Origin of the sequence: Rathayibacter sp. AY1B7 (assembly GCF_002932735.1) — a bacterium.
Taxonomy (GTDB): Bacteria; Actinomycetota; Actinomycetes; order Actinomycetales; family Microbacteriaceae; genus Rathayibacter.
Map to the genome: position 1 here is coordinate 1 of NZ_PSWK01000028.1, position 15,456 is coordinate 15,456.

Here is a 15,456-nt window from a genome sequence, read left to right on the forward strand (position 1 = left end):
CGCCAGTGCGGCGATCATCGCGCCGTTGTCGGTGCAGAGCGAGAGCGCCGGGATCCGTAGGGTCACTCCCGCGGCCGCGTCGCAGCCGTCGGTGCCGCTCGCCGACTCCGCACCGCCGGCCTACGGGTCGCCGCCGCCGCCGCCCGCGTACCCCTCGGCGCCCGCCTACTCCTCCGCGCCCGGCCACCCCGCCGCCTACGCGGCCGCTCCGGCGCCCGTCGTCCCCCGCACGCTGAGCCTCGTCGGGATGATCCTCGGCATCGTCGGCCTGGTCATCACGCTCTTCGCCGCCGGTTTCGGCTTCCTGCTGTCGGCTCCGGCCGTCGTGCTCGGCTTCCTCGGACGCCGGCGCGAGCCGGCCGCGCGCGGCTTCGCGCTGACCGCGATCATCACCGGGTTCGCCGGCATCGCCGTCTCGCTGATCTACCTGGCGGTCTTCCTCGTCTTCGTCGTGGTCGCCCTCGCCGCCGGCACCTCCGGCTACTGAGCCGGCGCGGGCCGCTCGACGCGCTCCGCGAGCAGCGCGCGGTGGCGCCCGGCGATCCGCGTCAGGATCAGCACCGCGCTGCCGGTGCCGGAGAGGCCCAGCCGCTTGCGGAAGCGGGCGGGGTCGACGTCCACCCCGCGCTTCTTGATCTCGAGCACGCCGATGCCGCGGGTGCGCAGCTCTTTCGCCAGCGTGCGCTCGTCCAGCGGCAGCTCGGCGAGGACCCGGAAGCTGCGGAGGAAGGGCGAGGCGGCCGCATCGTCGCCCGTCAGATAGGCGATGCCGGGCGAGAGCATCCGCGAGCCGCTGGAGCGCGCGAGCTCGCCCAGGAGGCGCGCGCGGATCGCGGAGCCGTCCGGCTCGTGCACGAACGCGCCGAGGGGGCCGACCTCCTCGTCCTCGCTGTCGCCCGCCGCGGTGAGCTCGGAGGAGCCGGTCGCGCCGAGCAGCAGAGCGGAGCGGCGCACGCCCGGGCGCGCCAGAGAACCGAACCAGAGCCCGGTCTCGACCAGCTCCCCGTCGACCGAGACCCACTGCGCCTCGGCGTCCCGCGGCAGGCGCTCGCGGTCGAAGCCGGGACCCACCTTCACGCCCACGGGACGGTGCTCGGCCAGGCCGAACGCGAAGTCGAGGGAGGGGGAGTAGTCGTCCGGATCGTCGAGCCGGCGGGTCTCGCGGTGGCCGGCCGTGCGGCGTGCCGGGTCCAGGTAGACGGCGTCGAAGCCGTCGAGGTCGAAGCCCTCGGCCGTCGAGTGCACGGCGCTCGCCGCGGGGAACGGGGCGAGGTTGAAGCTGGCCAGGGTCGCGGTGACCTCGTCGGCCTCGACGGCGGTGACCGCCAGGTCGATCGCGGCCATCGCGAGGGCGTCGCCGCCGATCCCGCTGCCGAGGTCGGCGACGCGCGCCGCTCCCGCCGCGGCGAACCGGCCGGCGTGCAGGGCGGCGACGCGCAGCCGCGTCGCCTGCTCGAGTCCCGCGTCCGTGAAGAGCATCGAGCGGGCGAACTCTCCGAACTTCGCCTCCGCCTTCTGCCGGAGCCTCGCCTGGGTGAGCACCGCGGCGACGAGGACGGGGGAGTGGCCGGCGGCCCGGAGGCGTGCCACGGCCCGCACCAGGTCGTCGGACCGGTAGCCGTCGAGGGAGTCGAGGAGCCGGAGGCCCTCGGGGGAGAGGAGCTCGACCAGCTCGTCGCGTCGCATCCGGCCATGGTAGGCCACGGCCTCCCCGCGGGTCCGCCGCCCCGCTTGGCACTCTGATTGCACGAGTGCCAGCGGAGCCCCTACGATGGATCTAGCACTCTCGGAGCGTGTGTGCCAGAGCCGCGTTCCGCCCACATCGTCGTCAAGAAAGAGGTCAACCGTGTCGGTGTCCATCAAGCCGCTCGAAGATCGCATCGTCATCAAGCAGGTCGAGGCGGAGCAGGTGACCGCTTCCGGTCTCGTCATCCCCGATACCGCCAAGGAGAAGCCGCAGGAGGGCGAGGTCGTCGCCGTCGGACCCGGTCGCATCGACGACAACGGCAACCGCGTGCCGCTCGACGTCGCCGTCGGCGACAAGGTGATCTACTCCAAGTACGGCGGAACCGAGGTCAAGTTCGGTGGCGAGGACCTGCTGGTCCTCTCCGCTCGCGACGTCCTCGCGGTCGTCGTCCGCTAGGCAGCATCCCTCGGAAGGGCCCGTCGACCTCGGTCGGCGGGCCCTTCCGTCGTTCCCGGTCCTCCTCGCGACCAGTGGCCTGATCCGCCCGCTGCGGGGCCGTCCTCCCACCCCGCGCCTGCGTAGCATCGGGGGAGTGACCAGCTCCCGCACCCCTGCCGAGGCCGTCTCGCCGTCCCCTTCGGACGTGCCCGTCGGCGAAGGAGTGGAGGCGCTCGGAGCGGCGGGACGCCCGGGCGGGATGTCCGGCACGGGGCTGCTGTTCGCGTTCTCGGCCTACCTGCTCTGGGGTGCGATGCCCCTCTACTTCATCGCGATGGCGCCGGCCTCGCCGTTCGAGATCGTCGCGTTCCGGGTGCTCTTCTCGCTCGTCTTCTGCGTGATCCTGCTCACGGTCCTCCGCGGCTGGCGCTCCTTCGGCGCGCTGCTGCGCCGCCCCCGCCTGCTCGGCGTGATGGCGATCGCGGGCGTGCTCATCTACGTCAACTGGCAGGTCTACGTGATCGCCACGACCACGGGCCACGTCATCGAGGCGGCCCTGGGCTACTTCATGAACCCGCTGGTCACGGTGCTGCTGGGCGTCCTGGTGCTGCGCGAGCGCCTCCGGCCCCTGCAGTGGGCCGCGATGGGCGTCAGCGCGGTCGCGGTGCTGGTCATCGCGGTGGGCTACGGATCCTTCCCGTGGATCTCGCTCGCCCTCGCCTTCTCGTTCGGCCTCTACGGCCTGGTGAAGAGCCGCGTCGGCGGCACGGTGGACGCGGTCGGCGGGCTGACGCTCGAGACGCTCTGGCTGACGCCGCTCGCCGTGGTGCAGCTGGCGGTCGTCGGCTCCACGGTGGGGCTGACCCTGACGACGGAGGGGACGGGGCACGCCCTCATCCTCGCCTCGGCCGGGATCGTCACGGCCGTCCCGCTGCTCCTGTTCGCGGGCGCCGCCCGGCGCCTCCCGCTGTCGATCGTCGGCTTCGTGCAGTACCTGACGCCGTTCCTGCAGTTCCTCGTCGGGGCCTTCGTCCTGCACGAGGAGATGCCGCTCGAGCGCTGGATCGGCTTCGCGCTGGTGTGGGCCGCCCTGGCGATCTTCTCAGGCGACCTCGTCGCCGCGGAGCGCAGACGGCGCCGATCCTCCGTCTGATCTGCGGAACGCGTCGTCCTGGCGCGGCGCGACAGCGGAATGGTAACGATCCGGTCGCGAAACGTATTGGTAACACCCCTGTATTGTTCACGGCTGCTTCGAAGGTTAGGTTGGCCGAGCGGTTGCCACCGGCGCCGCTCCCACTGACACACACCTCTCAAGGAGCAACATGGGCGTTTACGCGAAGGCCGGCTCGGCCCGCGCGCGGTCCCTCCGGGCAACCCTCGGCGGCGTCGCCATTCTGGGCGCCAGCGCTCTCGTCCTCGCCGGCTGCGCCGGCGGCGGCGACAGCGGATCGAGCGGCGACAGCGGCTCGGGCGACCTGTCCCTCAAGATCGGCACGATCCTCCCGCAGACCGGCACCCTCGCCGTCCTCGGCCCGCCCGAGATCGCGGGCGTCGACCAGGCGGTCGTCGACATCAACGACGCCAAGGCCGGCATCACGATCGACGTGGAGCAGAAGGACTCGGGCGACACCACGACCGACATCGCGACGCAGTCGGCCACGTCCCTCATCGCCGACAACGTCTCCGCCATCATCGGCGCGGCGTCCTCGGGCGTCTCGAAGACCTTCATCGACCAGGTGACCCAGGCGGGCGTCGTCCAGATCTCGCCGGCCAACACCTCGCCGGACTTCACGACCTACGACGACGACGGCTACTACTGGCGCACCGCTCCCTCGGACGTGCTCCAGGGCCGCATCCTCGGCAACAAGATCCTCGGCGACGGCAAGACCAACGTCTCGATCCTGTACATGAACGACGCGTACGGCACCGGCCTCGAGAAGAACATTAAGGAGACCCTCGAGGCGGGCGGAGCATCCGTCGCGGCCGAGGAGATCTTCGAGCCGGCCTCGACCGACTTCAACTCGGCGCTGACCTCGGTCCTCGCCCCGAACCCCGACGCGCTGGTCGTCATCTCGTTCGACGAGATCAAGACCATCGCGGAGCAGCTCTCGGCCAAGGGCTTCGACTTCTCGAAGCTCTACGGCACGGACGGCAACTACGGCGTCATCGGCGAGTCCGACACCAACGTCGACATCGCCGGCGCCCAGTTCACCAACCCGGGCGTCCAGGCGTCCGAGGACTTCCAGGGCAAGCTGCAGTCGCTCGTCGAGTCGCAGGGCAACGACGCGCTGACCGTGTTCAGCTACGCGCCGGAGTCGTACGACGCCACGGTCCTGACCGCTCTCGCCGCGCTCCAGGGCAAGGCGACGGACGGTGCGACCATCCGCGACAACCTCATGTCGGTCTCGGAGGGCGGCACCAAGTGCACGACCTTCGCCGACTGCGCGAAGCTCATCGCCGACGGCGAGGACGTCGACTACGACGGCCTCTCCGGCCCGATCTCGTTCGACGAGAACGGCGACACCAGCGAGGCCTCGGTCTCGATCTACAAGTACGGCACGGGCAACACCACCTCCTTCGAGGAGACCGTCGAGGGTTCGCTGAACTGACGACGCGGTGACGCGGCTCCTGCCGCATCCCTGAGGGGCTCGGTCTTCGGACCGGGCCCCTCCGCCGTTCCCGGAGCGGAGAGCAGGAGACGCGCCGGTCGTGCGGACGCAGCGAGGCGCGGCGGTCGTCCGGGAGGGTGGCCGCTGTCGGGTGCGGGCGGACGGCTCCGCGGCGTCCAGGGCCCGGCGTGGCGTCGAGGAGCCACCCGGGAGGAGGAGCGGCTCTGACGGCCTGTACGCGCCTCCGAGCGCCTCTCCCGGCCTCGAGGGGGCGCCCTGCCGAACCGCGGGCGGGAGCGACGACGTCGAGCGGGAACGCAGAAGCGCGCGCCCTCCAGTGGGAGGACGCGCGCTCGTGGAGTGCGGAGGGCCTAGGAGGCGCGGAGCAGCTCCGCCTCCTGCGCCAGGCGGTACGTGACGAAGGAACGGCTGTAGTTGCGGCGCTTGCCGCCGGTGGTCTCGGCGATGACGACCTGGGCGTAGACGCCGACGACGCGCCAGCGCTCGTAGTCGCCGATCGCACCGGTGCCGAAGCCGGCTCCGAGTTCCACAGGGGCGGGGGTGTATCTCTTCATGGTCGGCTCCTTCGAGGCGGACGACGCGGCGCTCGAGGCGCTGCGGGGAGGGGAGGAGATCGGCGGCCGATCGCGGTCCCTACCGGGGGAGAGGGGAGCGGGACGTCCCCCTGCAGGGCTGTCCCGTGTCCCCAAAACTACGGCAGGCAGGGCGATATCCTGTCCCCCTCGTGGGTGTCGCTGGTGCGGAGAGACTCTCGCTGTCCTGCCCTCGTCCCGCGGACAGGAGACCGAGGGTCCGGCCCGCCGTTCCGCCGACTTCCCGGGGGTTCGGCGGGCATCGCGGAGAGACCGGTGAAGGCCTGTCCGCGCCGGGAGAGCGGCCCCCAGCCTCCCTTCTGCGGCACCCCTTGCCGGCGCGTGAACGGGCACTGCGACAGCTTTCCCGCCCTGCTCCGAGTGGTCTCCGAGCGGCACGGCGCCCTGGGCGAGCGGCCCCGCCTCCGCCCCGGAGCCGCACCGGCCCCTCGGCCCCGCTCGCGCCCGCTCCGCGCCCCGGCAACGACGAAGGGCCCGCCGTCCGGAGACGACGGGCCCTTCGCAGCGGGGGTCAGCCGCCGACGGTCGGGGTGCTCGTGGTGACCTCGTTGGTCGTCGCGAGCGTGCCCAGGTAGAGCTCGATGACCTTCGGATCGTTCATCAGCTCCCGGCCCGCGCCCTCGTAGGCGTCGCGGCCCTGGTCGAGGACGTAGCCGCGGTCGCAGATCTGCAGCGCCCGCCGCGCGTTCTGCTCGACGATCATGATCGAGACGCCCGCGCGGTTGATCCGCTGCACGTTGACGAAGGTCTCGTCCTGCCGCATCGGGGACAGGCCGGCGCTGGGCTCGTCGAGCAGCAGCATCGACGGGTCCATCATCAGAGCCCGCGACATCGCCACCATCTGGCGCTCACCGCCCGAGAGCGACCCCGAGCGCTGCTTGAGCCGCTTGCTGAGCTCCGGGAAGAGCTCGGTGACGAACTCGAGCCGCTCCTTGTACAGCTTCGGCTTCTGGTACATGCCCATCTCGAGGTTCTCCTCGATGGTGAGCGACGGGAAGACGTTGTTGTTCTGCGGCACGAAGCCCACGCCCTTGGACACCAGCTTGTCGGCCTTGAGGCCGGTGATGTCCTCGCCGTTCAGCAGGACGGTGCCCTGGCGGATGTTGACCAGGCCGAACATCGCCTTCAGCAGCGTCGACTTGCCGGCGCCGTTCGGGCCGATGATCCCGACGAGCTCGCCGCGCTTCACGTAGACGTTCGAGCCGTTGAGGATGTTGACCCCCGGCACGTAGCCCGCGTGCAGGTCGTGCGTCTCGAGGGTGTTCGGAGTCGTCGTGTCGGCGGTCATCTCTCGTCCTTCTCGAATTCGACGGCCGGGGCGTCGGTCGTCGGGGCGACGCTCGTCGGCGCGGAGGCCGACGGGGACGCCGTTCCGGCGGCCGGAGCGTCGTGGCCGGGCGTCGGGATGCCGGCCTGCTCCGCCTGCCGCTCCACGTCCTCCCGGACGAGGTCGGAGTCCATCTCCTCGGCGATCTCGAGCTGGCCCTCGATCGTGCCCAGGTCGGTGTCGTGGTGCGCGCCCAGGTACGCGTCGATGACGGCCGGGTCGTTCATCACGGTCGAGGGCGGGCCCTCGGCGACGACCTTGCCCTCGGCCATCACGATCACCCAGTCGGCGATCGTGTTGACCATGTGCATGTCGTGCTCGACGAAGAGCACGGTCATGCCCTCGTCCTTCAGGTTCACGATGTGACCCAGGAGCGACTGCGTCAGCGCCGGGTTCACCCCGGCCATCGGCTCGTCGAGCATGACGAGCTCGGGCTCCGACATCAGCGCCCGCGCCATCTCGAGCAGCTTCTTCTGGCCGCCCGACAGGCTCGACGCGTAGTCGTCCCGCTTCGTGTCCAGCTTGAACTTCTCGAGCAGGCGGATCGCGCGCTGCTCGATCGAGTCCTCCTCCTTCGACCACAGCGGGCGGATGAGCGAGGTGAAGATGTTCTCGCCTTTCTGCCCCTTCGCGCCGAGCAGCATGTTCTCGAGCACCGTCATGCCGCCGAGCGCCTTGGTGAGCTGGAACGTGCGCACCATGCCCATCCGCGACACCCGGTAGGCCGGGACGTTGGCGAGGTTCTTGCCCTTGAAGTTCCACTTGCCGGTGTTGGGCTTGTCGAAGCCCGTCAGCAGGTTGAAGAACGTGGTCTTGCCGGCCCCGTTCGGGCCGATCAGGGCGGTGATGGATCCGCGGGGGATCTCGAGGTGCTCGACGTCGACCGCGGTCAGGCCGCCGAAGCGGCGGCTGACGTTGTCGGCGACGACGATGGGGTCCTTCTTCCTGACCCCGGGGACGATTGCTTCCTCGGTGATGTCCGAGACCGGCGTCTTAGGCAAAGTGCAGATCCTTCTTCTTGCCGAAGATCCCCTGGGGTCTGAAGATCACCAGGAGCATGAGGGCTACCCCCACCACGATGAACCGGATGGGTCCGGTCTGCACGGTGGTGAGGCGGATGAGGTCGTTGTTGAGGACCCCGGTGTCGATCCCGAGCGTGAGCAGTCCGTCGGTCAGACCGAGGACGACCCAGAAGATGATCGAGCCGACGACGGGTCCGAAGACCGTCGCGGCGCCGCCCAGCAGCATGATCGTGTAGAGGAAGAACGTGAGCTGGGTGCCGTAGTTGTCGGGCTGGAGCGAGCGCGGGAGGATGAACAGCGCTCCTGCGAGGCCTCCGAGCACGCCGCCCAGGATGAGCGCCTGGATCTTGTACGAGAAGACGTTCTTGCCGAGCGAGCGCACGGCGTCCTCGTCCTCGCGGATGCCCTTGATGACGCGGCCCCAGGGGCTGCGCATCAGGAGGAACACCAGGAGGCAGGCCAGGAGCACGAGGCCCCAGCCGACGATCCGCACCCACCACTGGTCCTGGCTGTAGGTGAGGACGCCGATGCCCCAGCGGCCCTCGGGGAGCGGGTTGAGGTCGTTGAACGCCTTCGCCGCGCCGTTGATGCCCTCCGAGCCGCCGGTGATCGCCGAGAACTCGGGGGTCTTGACCGAGAGCCGGATGATCTCCGCCGCCGCGATCGTGACGATCGAGAGGTAGTCGGCCCGCAGCCGCAGCGTCGGGATGCCCAGGATGAGCGCGAAGACGGTCGCCGCGACGATCGTCGCGAGGAAGGAGCCCCAGACGGGCCATTCGAACTTGACCGACGTGATGGCGAAGGCGTAGCCGCCCACTGCCATGAAGCCGGCCTGTCCGAAGTTGAGCAGCCCCGTGAATCCGAAGTGGATGACCAGGCCGATGGTCGCCAGCGCGTACGCGGCGACAGTGGGATCGACGATCTGCCCGATCGCCAGCCAGATGAAGTTGAGGTTCATGGTGTCCTAGCCGATCCGTTCCTTGCGGCCCAGGATTCCCTGCGGCCTGACCAGGAGGATGATGATCATGAGAACGAGCGGAGCCACGTACTTGAGGTTCTCCGGGATCCAGATCGTCGAGATGTTCATCATCAGTCCGATGATGAGCGAGCCGACCAGCGCGCCGTAGGCGGAGCCGAGTCCGCCGAGCGTGATCGCCGCGAAGATCAGCAGCAGGATCGACGCTCCCGTGTCCCAGCGCAGCGACTGGTAGTAGCCGATGTAGACGCCCGCCAGCGCGGCGAGAGCGCCCGACATCACCCAGACGACGCGGATGACGCGCTCGACGTTGATGCCCGAGGCGGAGGCGAGGGCCCGGTTGTCCGAGACCGCCCGCATCGCCTTGCCGATCTTCGTCTTCGTGAGGACGTAGGCCACGGCGACGATGCAGACGACGCCGACGACGGCGCCGACGATGTCGGTGAACTTCAGGCTGATCCCGAGCTCCGGCACCGTGAAGAACGGAGCGGTGCTGTTGGGGAGCGAGAGCCGGTCGGCTCCGAAGAAGAAGACGAACACGTAGCGCAGGGCCAGCGAGAGGCCGATCGTCACGATCATCAGCGGGATGAGCTGGATGCCCTTCTTCCGCAGCGGCTTCCAGAGCAGTCCGTCCTGGACGAAGCCGAAGGCCCCGCCGAGGATCACCGCGATCGGGATGGCCAGCAGCGCCGGGAGTCCGAAGACCCCGGAGAAGAGGTACGCCATCAGCGCGCCGAAGGTGACCAGCTCGCCGTGGGCGAAGTTGTTCAGGCCGGTCACGCCGTAGATCAGCGAGGCGCCGATCGCCGCGAGGGCGATCAGGAGCCCGAAGATCAGGCCGGTGACGACCTTCGGCCAGAAGATGATCCAGAACGTGTCGGCCGACACCGGCTGGTTCACCGCATTGGACGTGCCGTCGGGGTTCGTCGCGTCGTTGCCGGTCGTGCCCTCGGTCGCGGGGCTCGTCGGAGCCGCGGAGTCCGTCGGGACCGGGACGGTCGCTCCGGAGCCCTTCGGGTTGGCCGTCGAGACGATGAAGTTCACGATCTGGTTCTGCGAGGCGACGATCTTCACCTGCTTCGGGTTCTGACCCGCGGCGGGGTAGCCCTTGTCGGCGGGCAGGGACTCCTCGTCGACGGTCACCGTGTAGGTGCCCGCGGCGTCGAGGGGGAACGTGGCCCGGCCGTCCTCGCCGGTGGTCACGGTCGCCGAGGCGTCGCCGCCGATCTCGACGGTCACCCCCGTCAGGTTCTCGTTCGTCCCCTGCACGCGGACCCAGGCGATGATCGACTGGTCGGCGGTGGTGGCGGCGAGTGCGGCGGGGGCTGCTGCGGCGATCCCGGTGAGGGTCGCGGCGAGCAGACCCAGGGCCAGGAGCCGGTCTCGGAGCCTCGGGCGTCTCCTATCCACGGGGCGCCTCCCGGTCCGTCGGATGCAGGGTCGTCGAGCGCTGGCGGCGCATCGAACGGCTGGCTGTGAGCAAGACGTCTACCTCTCGTCAGGGTGCACAGACGGATGGGGTCTCCGGGCACGCCCGAATCGCCGTCGTCAAACAACGTTGGTTGACCATACGTTCCGCATGTGTCGGCGGTGTTTCACCGTCCGCACTTACGCGTGACGACATTATGAGGGAGAGGAGAGCGCTCCAGCGCCCATCCGCGGCCCGGCGGCCGCGCCGTCGAGGAATACCGCGAGCCTCACGGCGCTTAAGATCGAACAACCGTGGCGCTCGTGAGCGGACTCCTCCCGTCCTCTCCGGGCTCCCGCACTCGACCTGCTAAGGGGCATTGATGGACCAGCCGGATCCCTTCGGATTCCTCGGACTCACCTACGACGACGTCATGCTCCTCCCAGGGCACACCGACGTCATCCCGAGCGAGGCCGACACGGCCTCCCGTCTCACCAAGCGCATCAGCGTGGCGACCCCGCTGCTCTCCGCGGCGATGGACACCGTCACCGAGGCGCGCATGGCGATCGCGATGGCCCGCCAGGGCGGCCTCGGCGTCCTGCACCGCAACCTCTCCATCGCCGACCAGGCCGACCAGGTCGACCGGGTGAAGCGGAGCGAGTCGGGCATGGTCTCGAACCCCGTCACCACCACCCCGGACGCCACCGTCGCCCAGGTCGACGACCTCTGCGGCCAGTACCGGATCAGCGGCCTCCCCGTCGTCGACTCCACCGGCGTGCTCGTGGGCATCATCACCAACCGCGACATGCGCTTCGTCTCGCCGTTCGAGAAGGCGACCACGCTCGTCCGCGACGTGATGACCAGCACCGGCCTGATCACGGGCCGCGTCGGGATCCCCGACAGCGAGGTCATCGCCCTCTTCGCGCAGCACAAGATCGAGAAGCTGCCGCTGGTCGACGCACAGGGCAAGCTCGCCGGCCTCATAACGGTCAAGGACTTCGACAAGTCGGAGCAGTACCCCAACGCCACGAAGGACGACGAGGGCCGCCTGCGGGTCGGCGCCGCGATCGGCTTCTTCGGCGACGCCTGGCAGCGCGCCACCGCCCTGCTCGACGCGGGCGTCGACGTGATCGTCGTCGACACCGCCAACGGCGACTCCGCCGGCGTGCTCGACATCATCCGCCGCCTGAAGTCCGACTCCGCCTTCGCCGGCGTCGACGTCATCGGCGGCAACGTCGCGACCCGCTCCGGGGCGCAGGCCCTCGTCGACGCGGGCGCCGACGCCATCAAGGTCGGCGTCGGCCCCGGCTCGATCTGCACCACCCGCGTCGTCGCCGGCGTCGGAGTCCCGCAGGTCACCGCGGTCTACGAGGCGTCCCTCGCCGCGCGCGAGTCCGGCGTGCCGGTGATCGCCGACGGCGGCCTCCAGTACTCCGGCGACATCGCCAAGGCGCTCGTCGCCGGCGCCGACACCGTGATGCTCGGCTCGCTCCTCGCGGGCTGCGAGGAGAGCCCCGGCGACCTCGTGTTCCAGAACGGCAAGCAGTTCAAGACCTACCGCGGGATGGGCTCCCTCGGCGCCCTGCAGACCCGCGGCGAGCGGACCTCCTACTCGAAGGACCGCTACTTCCAGTCCGACGTGCCCACCGACGACAAGCTGATCGCCGAGGGCATCGAGGGCCAGGTGCCGTACCGCGGCCCGCTCGCGAACGTGGCGTACCAGCTCGCCGGCGGGCTCCGCCAGTCGATGTTCTACGTCGGAGCGCGCACCATCCCCGAGCTGAAGGAGCGCGGGAAGTTCGTGCGCATCACGGCGGCCGGGCTGAAGGAGTCGCACCCGCACGATGTGCAGATGGTGGTGGAGGCGCCGAACTACCGGCGCTGAAGGGTCTGGTGGGGGCCGGCGGCGGATCGGGATCGCGGCCCCTCTGCCCGATGGGCCTGCGGCCCATACGCCCACCACGCCGGAGGGGCCGCGATCCCGATCCGCCGCCTCCCTCCGGGAGACGAGCACCGGTCCTCGGCTGAGGGGCGGGGTACGCAGCGCGAGCGGCGCGATGCGCCGCCGCGACTGCGGGGGGAGGCTTCCGCCTGTGCCGACGGGGGAGTGGTCGTGCGCCGCGCGCGAGCGCGACGGAGTGGGGACGGGCTTCCCGCCTTGCAGCGAATGGTGGTGGCGGCCGCGCAGGCTTCACCTGTTGGTGGAGTGCGCCCGCTCGCGTCGATCGCGGCCCGGTGAGGAGCCCGGTAGGAGCGGTGACCGGCGATCGTTCCGCCGGATCGTCGACGCGCGGGCGTACGCCTCTGCGGAAAGTGGCCACTCGCCCGGGCCGATCGCGGGCAAGCGATCAGGGCGTCCCGTGCAAGGTGGGAGAGATGACCGGCTATCCGCTTTCCGGCGGATCGGCGTAGCGCGGACGTAGGACGCTCTGTGGAACGCGACCGTTAGCTCGGGCCGACCGCGGGCGGGCGGCGAGCGGAGCGAGGAGCGAGCCGCGGCTGACACCGCTGAGCGGTAGCCGGCGGTCCGCGTGCGAGCGGATCGTCGTAGCGCGGACGCGGGACGCTCTGCGGAACGCGATCGCCCGCTCGGGCCGACCGCGGGCGGGCGGCGAGCGGAGCGAGGAGCGAGCCACGGCTGACGCCGCTCAGCGGTAACCGGCGATCCGCGTGCGAGCGGATCGTCGTAGCGCGGACGCGACCCGCTCCGCGGACCGCGACCATCCGCTCGGGCCGACCGCGGGCGAGCGACGAGCGGAGCGAGGAGCGAGCCACAGCTGACACCGCTCAGCGGTAACCGGCGATCCGCGTTCCAGCGGATCGGCGTAGCGCGGACGCAGGACGCTCTGCGGAACGCGACCGCCCGCTCGGGCCGACGGCGGGCGAGCGACGAGCGGAGCGAGGAGCGAGCCACAGTAAACTCAGCGTCATGGAGATCGAGATCGGTCGCGCCAAGCGCGCCCGCCGCGCGTACGCCTTCGACGACATCGCCGTCGTCCCGAGCCGCCGGACGCGCGACCCCGAGGTCGTGTCGGTGAAGTGGTCGATCGACGCGTACCAGTTCGCGACGCCGATCCTCGCCGCGCCGATGGACTCGGTGGTGTCGCCGGCGACGGCGATCCGGCTCGGGCATCTGGGGGCGCTGGGCGTCCTCGACCTGGAGGGCCTGTGGACGCGGTACGAGGACCCGGAGCCGCTGCTCGAGGAGATCCGCCGGCTTCCGGCCGAGACCGCGACGCAGCGGATGCAGGAGATCTACTCCGCTCCGATCCGCCCCGAGCTGGTGACCGCGCGCCTGGCCGAGATCCGCGCCGCGGGCGTGACCGTCGCCGGGGCCCTGTCGCCCCAGCGGACCGCGGAGCTGTACCAGACCGTCGTCGACGCCGGGGTCGACGTGTTCGTCATCCGCGGCACGACCGTCTCGGCCGAGCACGTCTCGCGCGATACCGAGCCGCTGAACCTCAAGAAGTTCATCTACGAGCTCGACGTGCCCGTCATCGTCGGCGGCGCCTCCACCTACACCGCGGCCCTGCACCTCATGCGCACGGGCGCCGCGGGCGTCCTCGTCGGGTTCGGCGGCGGTGCCGCCTCCACCACCCGCACGACGCTCGGCATCCAGGCTCCGATGGCGACCGCGGTCGCCGATGTCGCCGGCGCTCGCCGCGACTACCTCGACGAGTCGGGCGGACGCTACGTGCACGTCATCGCGGACGGCGGCCTCGGCACCTCCGGCGACATCGTGAAGGCCGTGGCGGTGGGCGCGGACGCCGTGATGCTCGGCTCGGCGCTGGCCCGCGCGACCGACGCTCCCGGCGGGGGCTGGCACTGGGGCGCGGAGGCGCACCACCCGCAGCTGCCGCGCGGCCGCCGCGTCGAGGTCGGCACCGTCGGCACCCTCGAGCAGGTCCTCTACGGCCCGGCAACCGGCGCCGACGGCACGGCGAATCTCATCGGCGCCCTGCGCCGCTCGATGGCGACGACCGGCTACTCCGACCTCAAGGAGTTCCAGCGGGTCGAGGTCGTCGTCGCGCCGTACCAGCCCAGCTGACGCTCACTGACCGAGGCGATCCTGACCGTCGAGGCCGCCGCGAACAGCGGGCTCCCTCGACGGCCCGGGGGTCCCTGGACGCGGCGGACGCCGGAGCGGGCCGGCCGGACGGGCTGGCGTCGTAGGCCTCGCGCCAGCCCGGCGGACGACGCTGCTGACCCGCGCGCGCGAACCCGGTCTTCCCGGCGCTTGTCGGCGAGAAGCACGTGCTCGGGCGAGCGGCCCCCGAGGAACGCCGGGTCGGTTCGGATCGACGGCGGTCTGCGCGAGATCCGAGACGGCGAGTCCGTCGATCAGTGCGGGTGAGGGCGGACGCGCGCTCCGCGACGCCGTTCCACGTCCGGCTGCCCGGGTCCGTCGCCCCTCGACATGCACGGTCTCCGCAAGAGGCTCGACCAAGGGGCGTCCCGGACCGCCGCCGCCGCCGCCGACTCGCGGAGGACGAAGGGCGCGCTCCAGGTCGCGGCCACGGCGTCGATCCGCGCCCGCTGCCGCTCGTCCGCGGAGGCCCCCGCCCACTCGCCGGTCGGCGCGTACCGCGGTGCAGCCGCACGAGCTCTTCCGACCGGCCTCACGCCCCGTCTCGATAGATCCCCACTGCACGCTTCCGCCCCCCTTTCCCTTCGCCCGCTCCCTCTGTAGAGACTCCACTCCACTCCCTGTGGACAGCGGTGGAGCCCGGACCGTCGAGCCCGCCGGGAACTGCGGGATCCCTCGACGGGTCGGGGTTCCCTCGGCAGGAGGGCTCCGCACGCGCCTAAGCTGGAAGTCCCGAGTGGGAGCGCCGCACGGCGCGGAGGGAGCACGCATGGTCGAGGTCCGCAGGGTCAAACTGCCCGGTGTCGGCGTTCTGCACACGTTCCTGACGGCCGACGGCGGCAAGGTCGGCGTCATCGCCCACCGCTCCGGCCACAGCGACCTGATCACATTCGCCGAGGGCGACCAGGACGGCGCCAAGGTGTCGCTCCGCCTGAGCGACGACGAGGCGCACACCCTCGCCGAGCTCCTCGGCGGCACGCAGATCACGGAGTCGCTGACCGCGCTCGACCAGATCCCGGGCCTCTCGATCGACTGGTTCACCGTCGACTACGACGACCACATCGCAGGACAGCAGCTCGGCAAGCCCGCCGACCGCGGGATCGTCGGGCTGACCGTCGTCGCCGTGGTCCGGGGCGACGCCGCCAACCCGGCGCCGGCCCCCGACTTCCGCGTCTTCCCCGGCGACACCCTCGTGGTCGCCGGCAGCCCCGAGAAGGTCGCAAAGGCGTTCGCGTTCTTCCGCACCGGCAGCTTCGCCAAGACGGTCGACGCCCCGCCCGGAGCCTGA

General features: G+C 70.9%; 13 protein-coding genes. 7 read left to right on the forward strand and 6 right to left on the reverse strand.

The annotated features are described in order from the left end of the window. The coding region (locus C5C95_RS17160) for a hypothetical protein (RefSeq protein WP_219814767.1) at window positions 1–487 on the forward strand (487 nt) is incomplete at its 5' end. On the opposite strand, the gene C5C95_RS13860 is transcribed toward C5C95_RS17160, so the two are convergent. Further along, window positions 481–1,686, reverse strand: a complete 1,206-nt coding sequence (locus C5C95_RS13860; protein ID WP_104315144.1) for an SAM-dependent methyltransferase — start codon at window positions 1,684–1,686, stop codon at window positions 481–483. The two genes, C5C95_RS17160 and C5C95_RS13860, sit on opposite strands and share 7 nt — an antisense overlap. A gap of 160 nt (window positions 1,687–1,846) precedes the next feature. On the opposite strand from C5C95_RS13860, the gene groES reads away from it, so the two are divergent. The 3 genes from groES to C5C95_RS13875 all read left to right on the forward strand — a co-directional run bounded on the left by groES (window position 1,847) and on the right by C5C95_RS13875 (window position 4,734). After that, the gene (groES, locus tag C5C95_RS13865) at window positions 1,847–2,143 is read left to right on the forward strand and encodes a co-chaperone GroES (protein ID WP_097167691.1); all 297 of its coding nucleotides are present in this window, start codon (window positions 1,847–1,849) and stop codon (window positions 2,141–2,143) included. 241 nt (window positions 2,144–2,384) lie between these two features. After that, window positions 2,385–3,278, forward strand: coding sequence for an EamA family transporter RarD (gene rarD / locus C5C95_RS13870; protein ID WP_104224726.1), 894 nt, complete (start codon window positions 2,385–2,387; stop codon window positions 3,276–3,278). 169 nt (window positions 3,279–3,447) lie between these two features. After that, window positions 3,448–4,734 (forward strand): ABC transporter substrate-binding protein, encoded by a 1,287-nt coding sequence (locus C5C95_RS13875; protein ID WP_104234163.1) that lies wholly within the window; start codon window positions 3,448–3,450, stop codon window positions 4,732–4,734. 371 nt (window positions 4,735–5,105) lie between these two features. On the opposite strand, the gene C5C95_RS13880 is transcribed toward C5C95_RS13875, so the two are convergent. The 5 genes from C5C95_RS13880 to C5C95_RS13900 all read right to left on the reverse strand — a co-directional run bounded on the left by C5C95_RS13880 (window position 5,106) and on the right by C5C95_RS13900 (window position 10,083). After that, the gene (locus tag C5C95_RS13880) at window positions 5,106–5,309 is read right to left on the reverse strand and encodes a hypothetical protein (protein ID WP_146076626.1); all 204 of its coding nucleotides are present in this window, start codon (window positions 5,307–5,309) and stop codon (window positions 5,106–5,108) included. Between the two features lie 550 nt (window positions 5,310–5,859). Further along, the gene (locus C5C95_RS13885) at window positions 5,860–6,636 is read right to left on the reverse strand and encodes an ABC transporter ATP-binding protein (RefSeq protein ID WP_104224729.1); all 777 of its coding nucleotides are present in this window, start codon (window positions 6,634–6,636) and stop codon (window positions 5,860–5,862) included. Next, entirely contained in the window at window positions 6,633–7,676 is a 1,044-nt protein-coding gene (locus C5C95_RS13890; protein WP_104251056.1) for an ABC transporter ATP-binding protein, read from the reverse strand. The genes C5C95_RS13885 and C5C95_RS13890 overlap by 4 nt, the downstream gene beginning before the upstream one ends. Then, on the reverse strand, window positions 7,669–8,655 hold the full coding sequence (locus C5C95_RS13895; protein WP_104224731.1) for a branched-chain amino acid ABC transporter permease: 987 nt from the start codon (window positions 8,653–8,655) through the stop codon (window positions 7,669–7,671). Before C5C95_RS13895 ends, C5C95_RS13890 begins: the two co-directional genes overlap by 8 nt. 6 nt (window positions 8,656–8,661) lie before the next feature. Then, window positions 8,662–10,083, reverse strand: a complete 1,422-nt coding sequence (locus C5C95_RS13900; RefSeq protein WP_104224732.1) for a branched-chain amino acid ABC transporter permease — start codon at window positions 10,081–10,083, stop codon at window positions 8,662–8,664. Window positions 10,084–10,463: 380 nt separating this feature from the next. Between C5C95_RS13900 and guaB the strand changes: the two genes are divergently transcribed. The 3 genes from guaB (at window position 10,464) to C5C95_RS13915 (ending at window position 15,456) form a co-directional block, all read left to right on the forward strand. Further along, window positions 10,464–11,966 (forward strand): IMP dehydrogenase, encoded by a 1,503-nt coding sequence (gene guaB / locus C5C95_RS13905; protein WP_104224733.1) that lies wholly within the window; start codon window positions 10,464–10,466, stop codon window positions 11,964–11,966. A gap of 1,044 nt (window positions 11,967–13,010) precedes the next feature. After that, window positions 13,011–14,129 (forward strand): GuaB3 family IMP dehydrogenase-related protein, encoded by a 1,119-nt coding sequence (locus C5C95_RS13910; protein WP_104224734.1) that lies wholly within the window; start codon window positions 13,011–13,013, stop codon window positions 14,127–14,129. 808 nt (window positions 14,130–14,937) lie between these two features. Beyond that, entirely contained in the window at window positions 14,938–15,456 is a 519-nt protein-coding gene (locus C5C95_RS13915; protein ID WP_068256939.1) for a cation:proton antiporter regulatory subunit, read from the forward strand.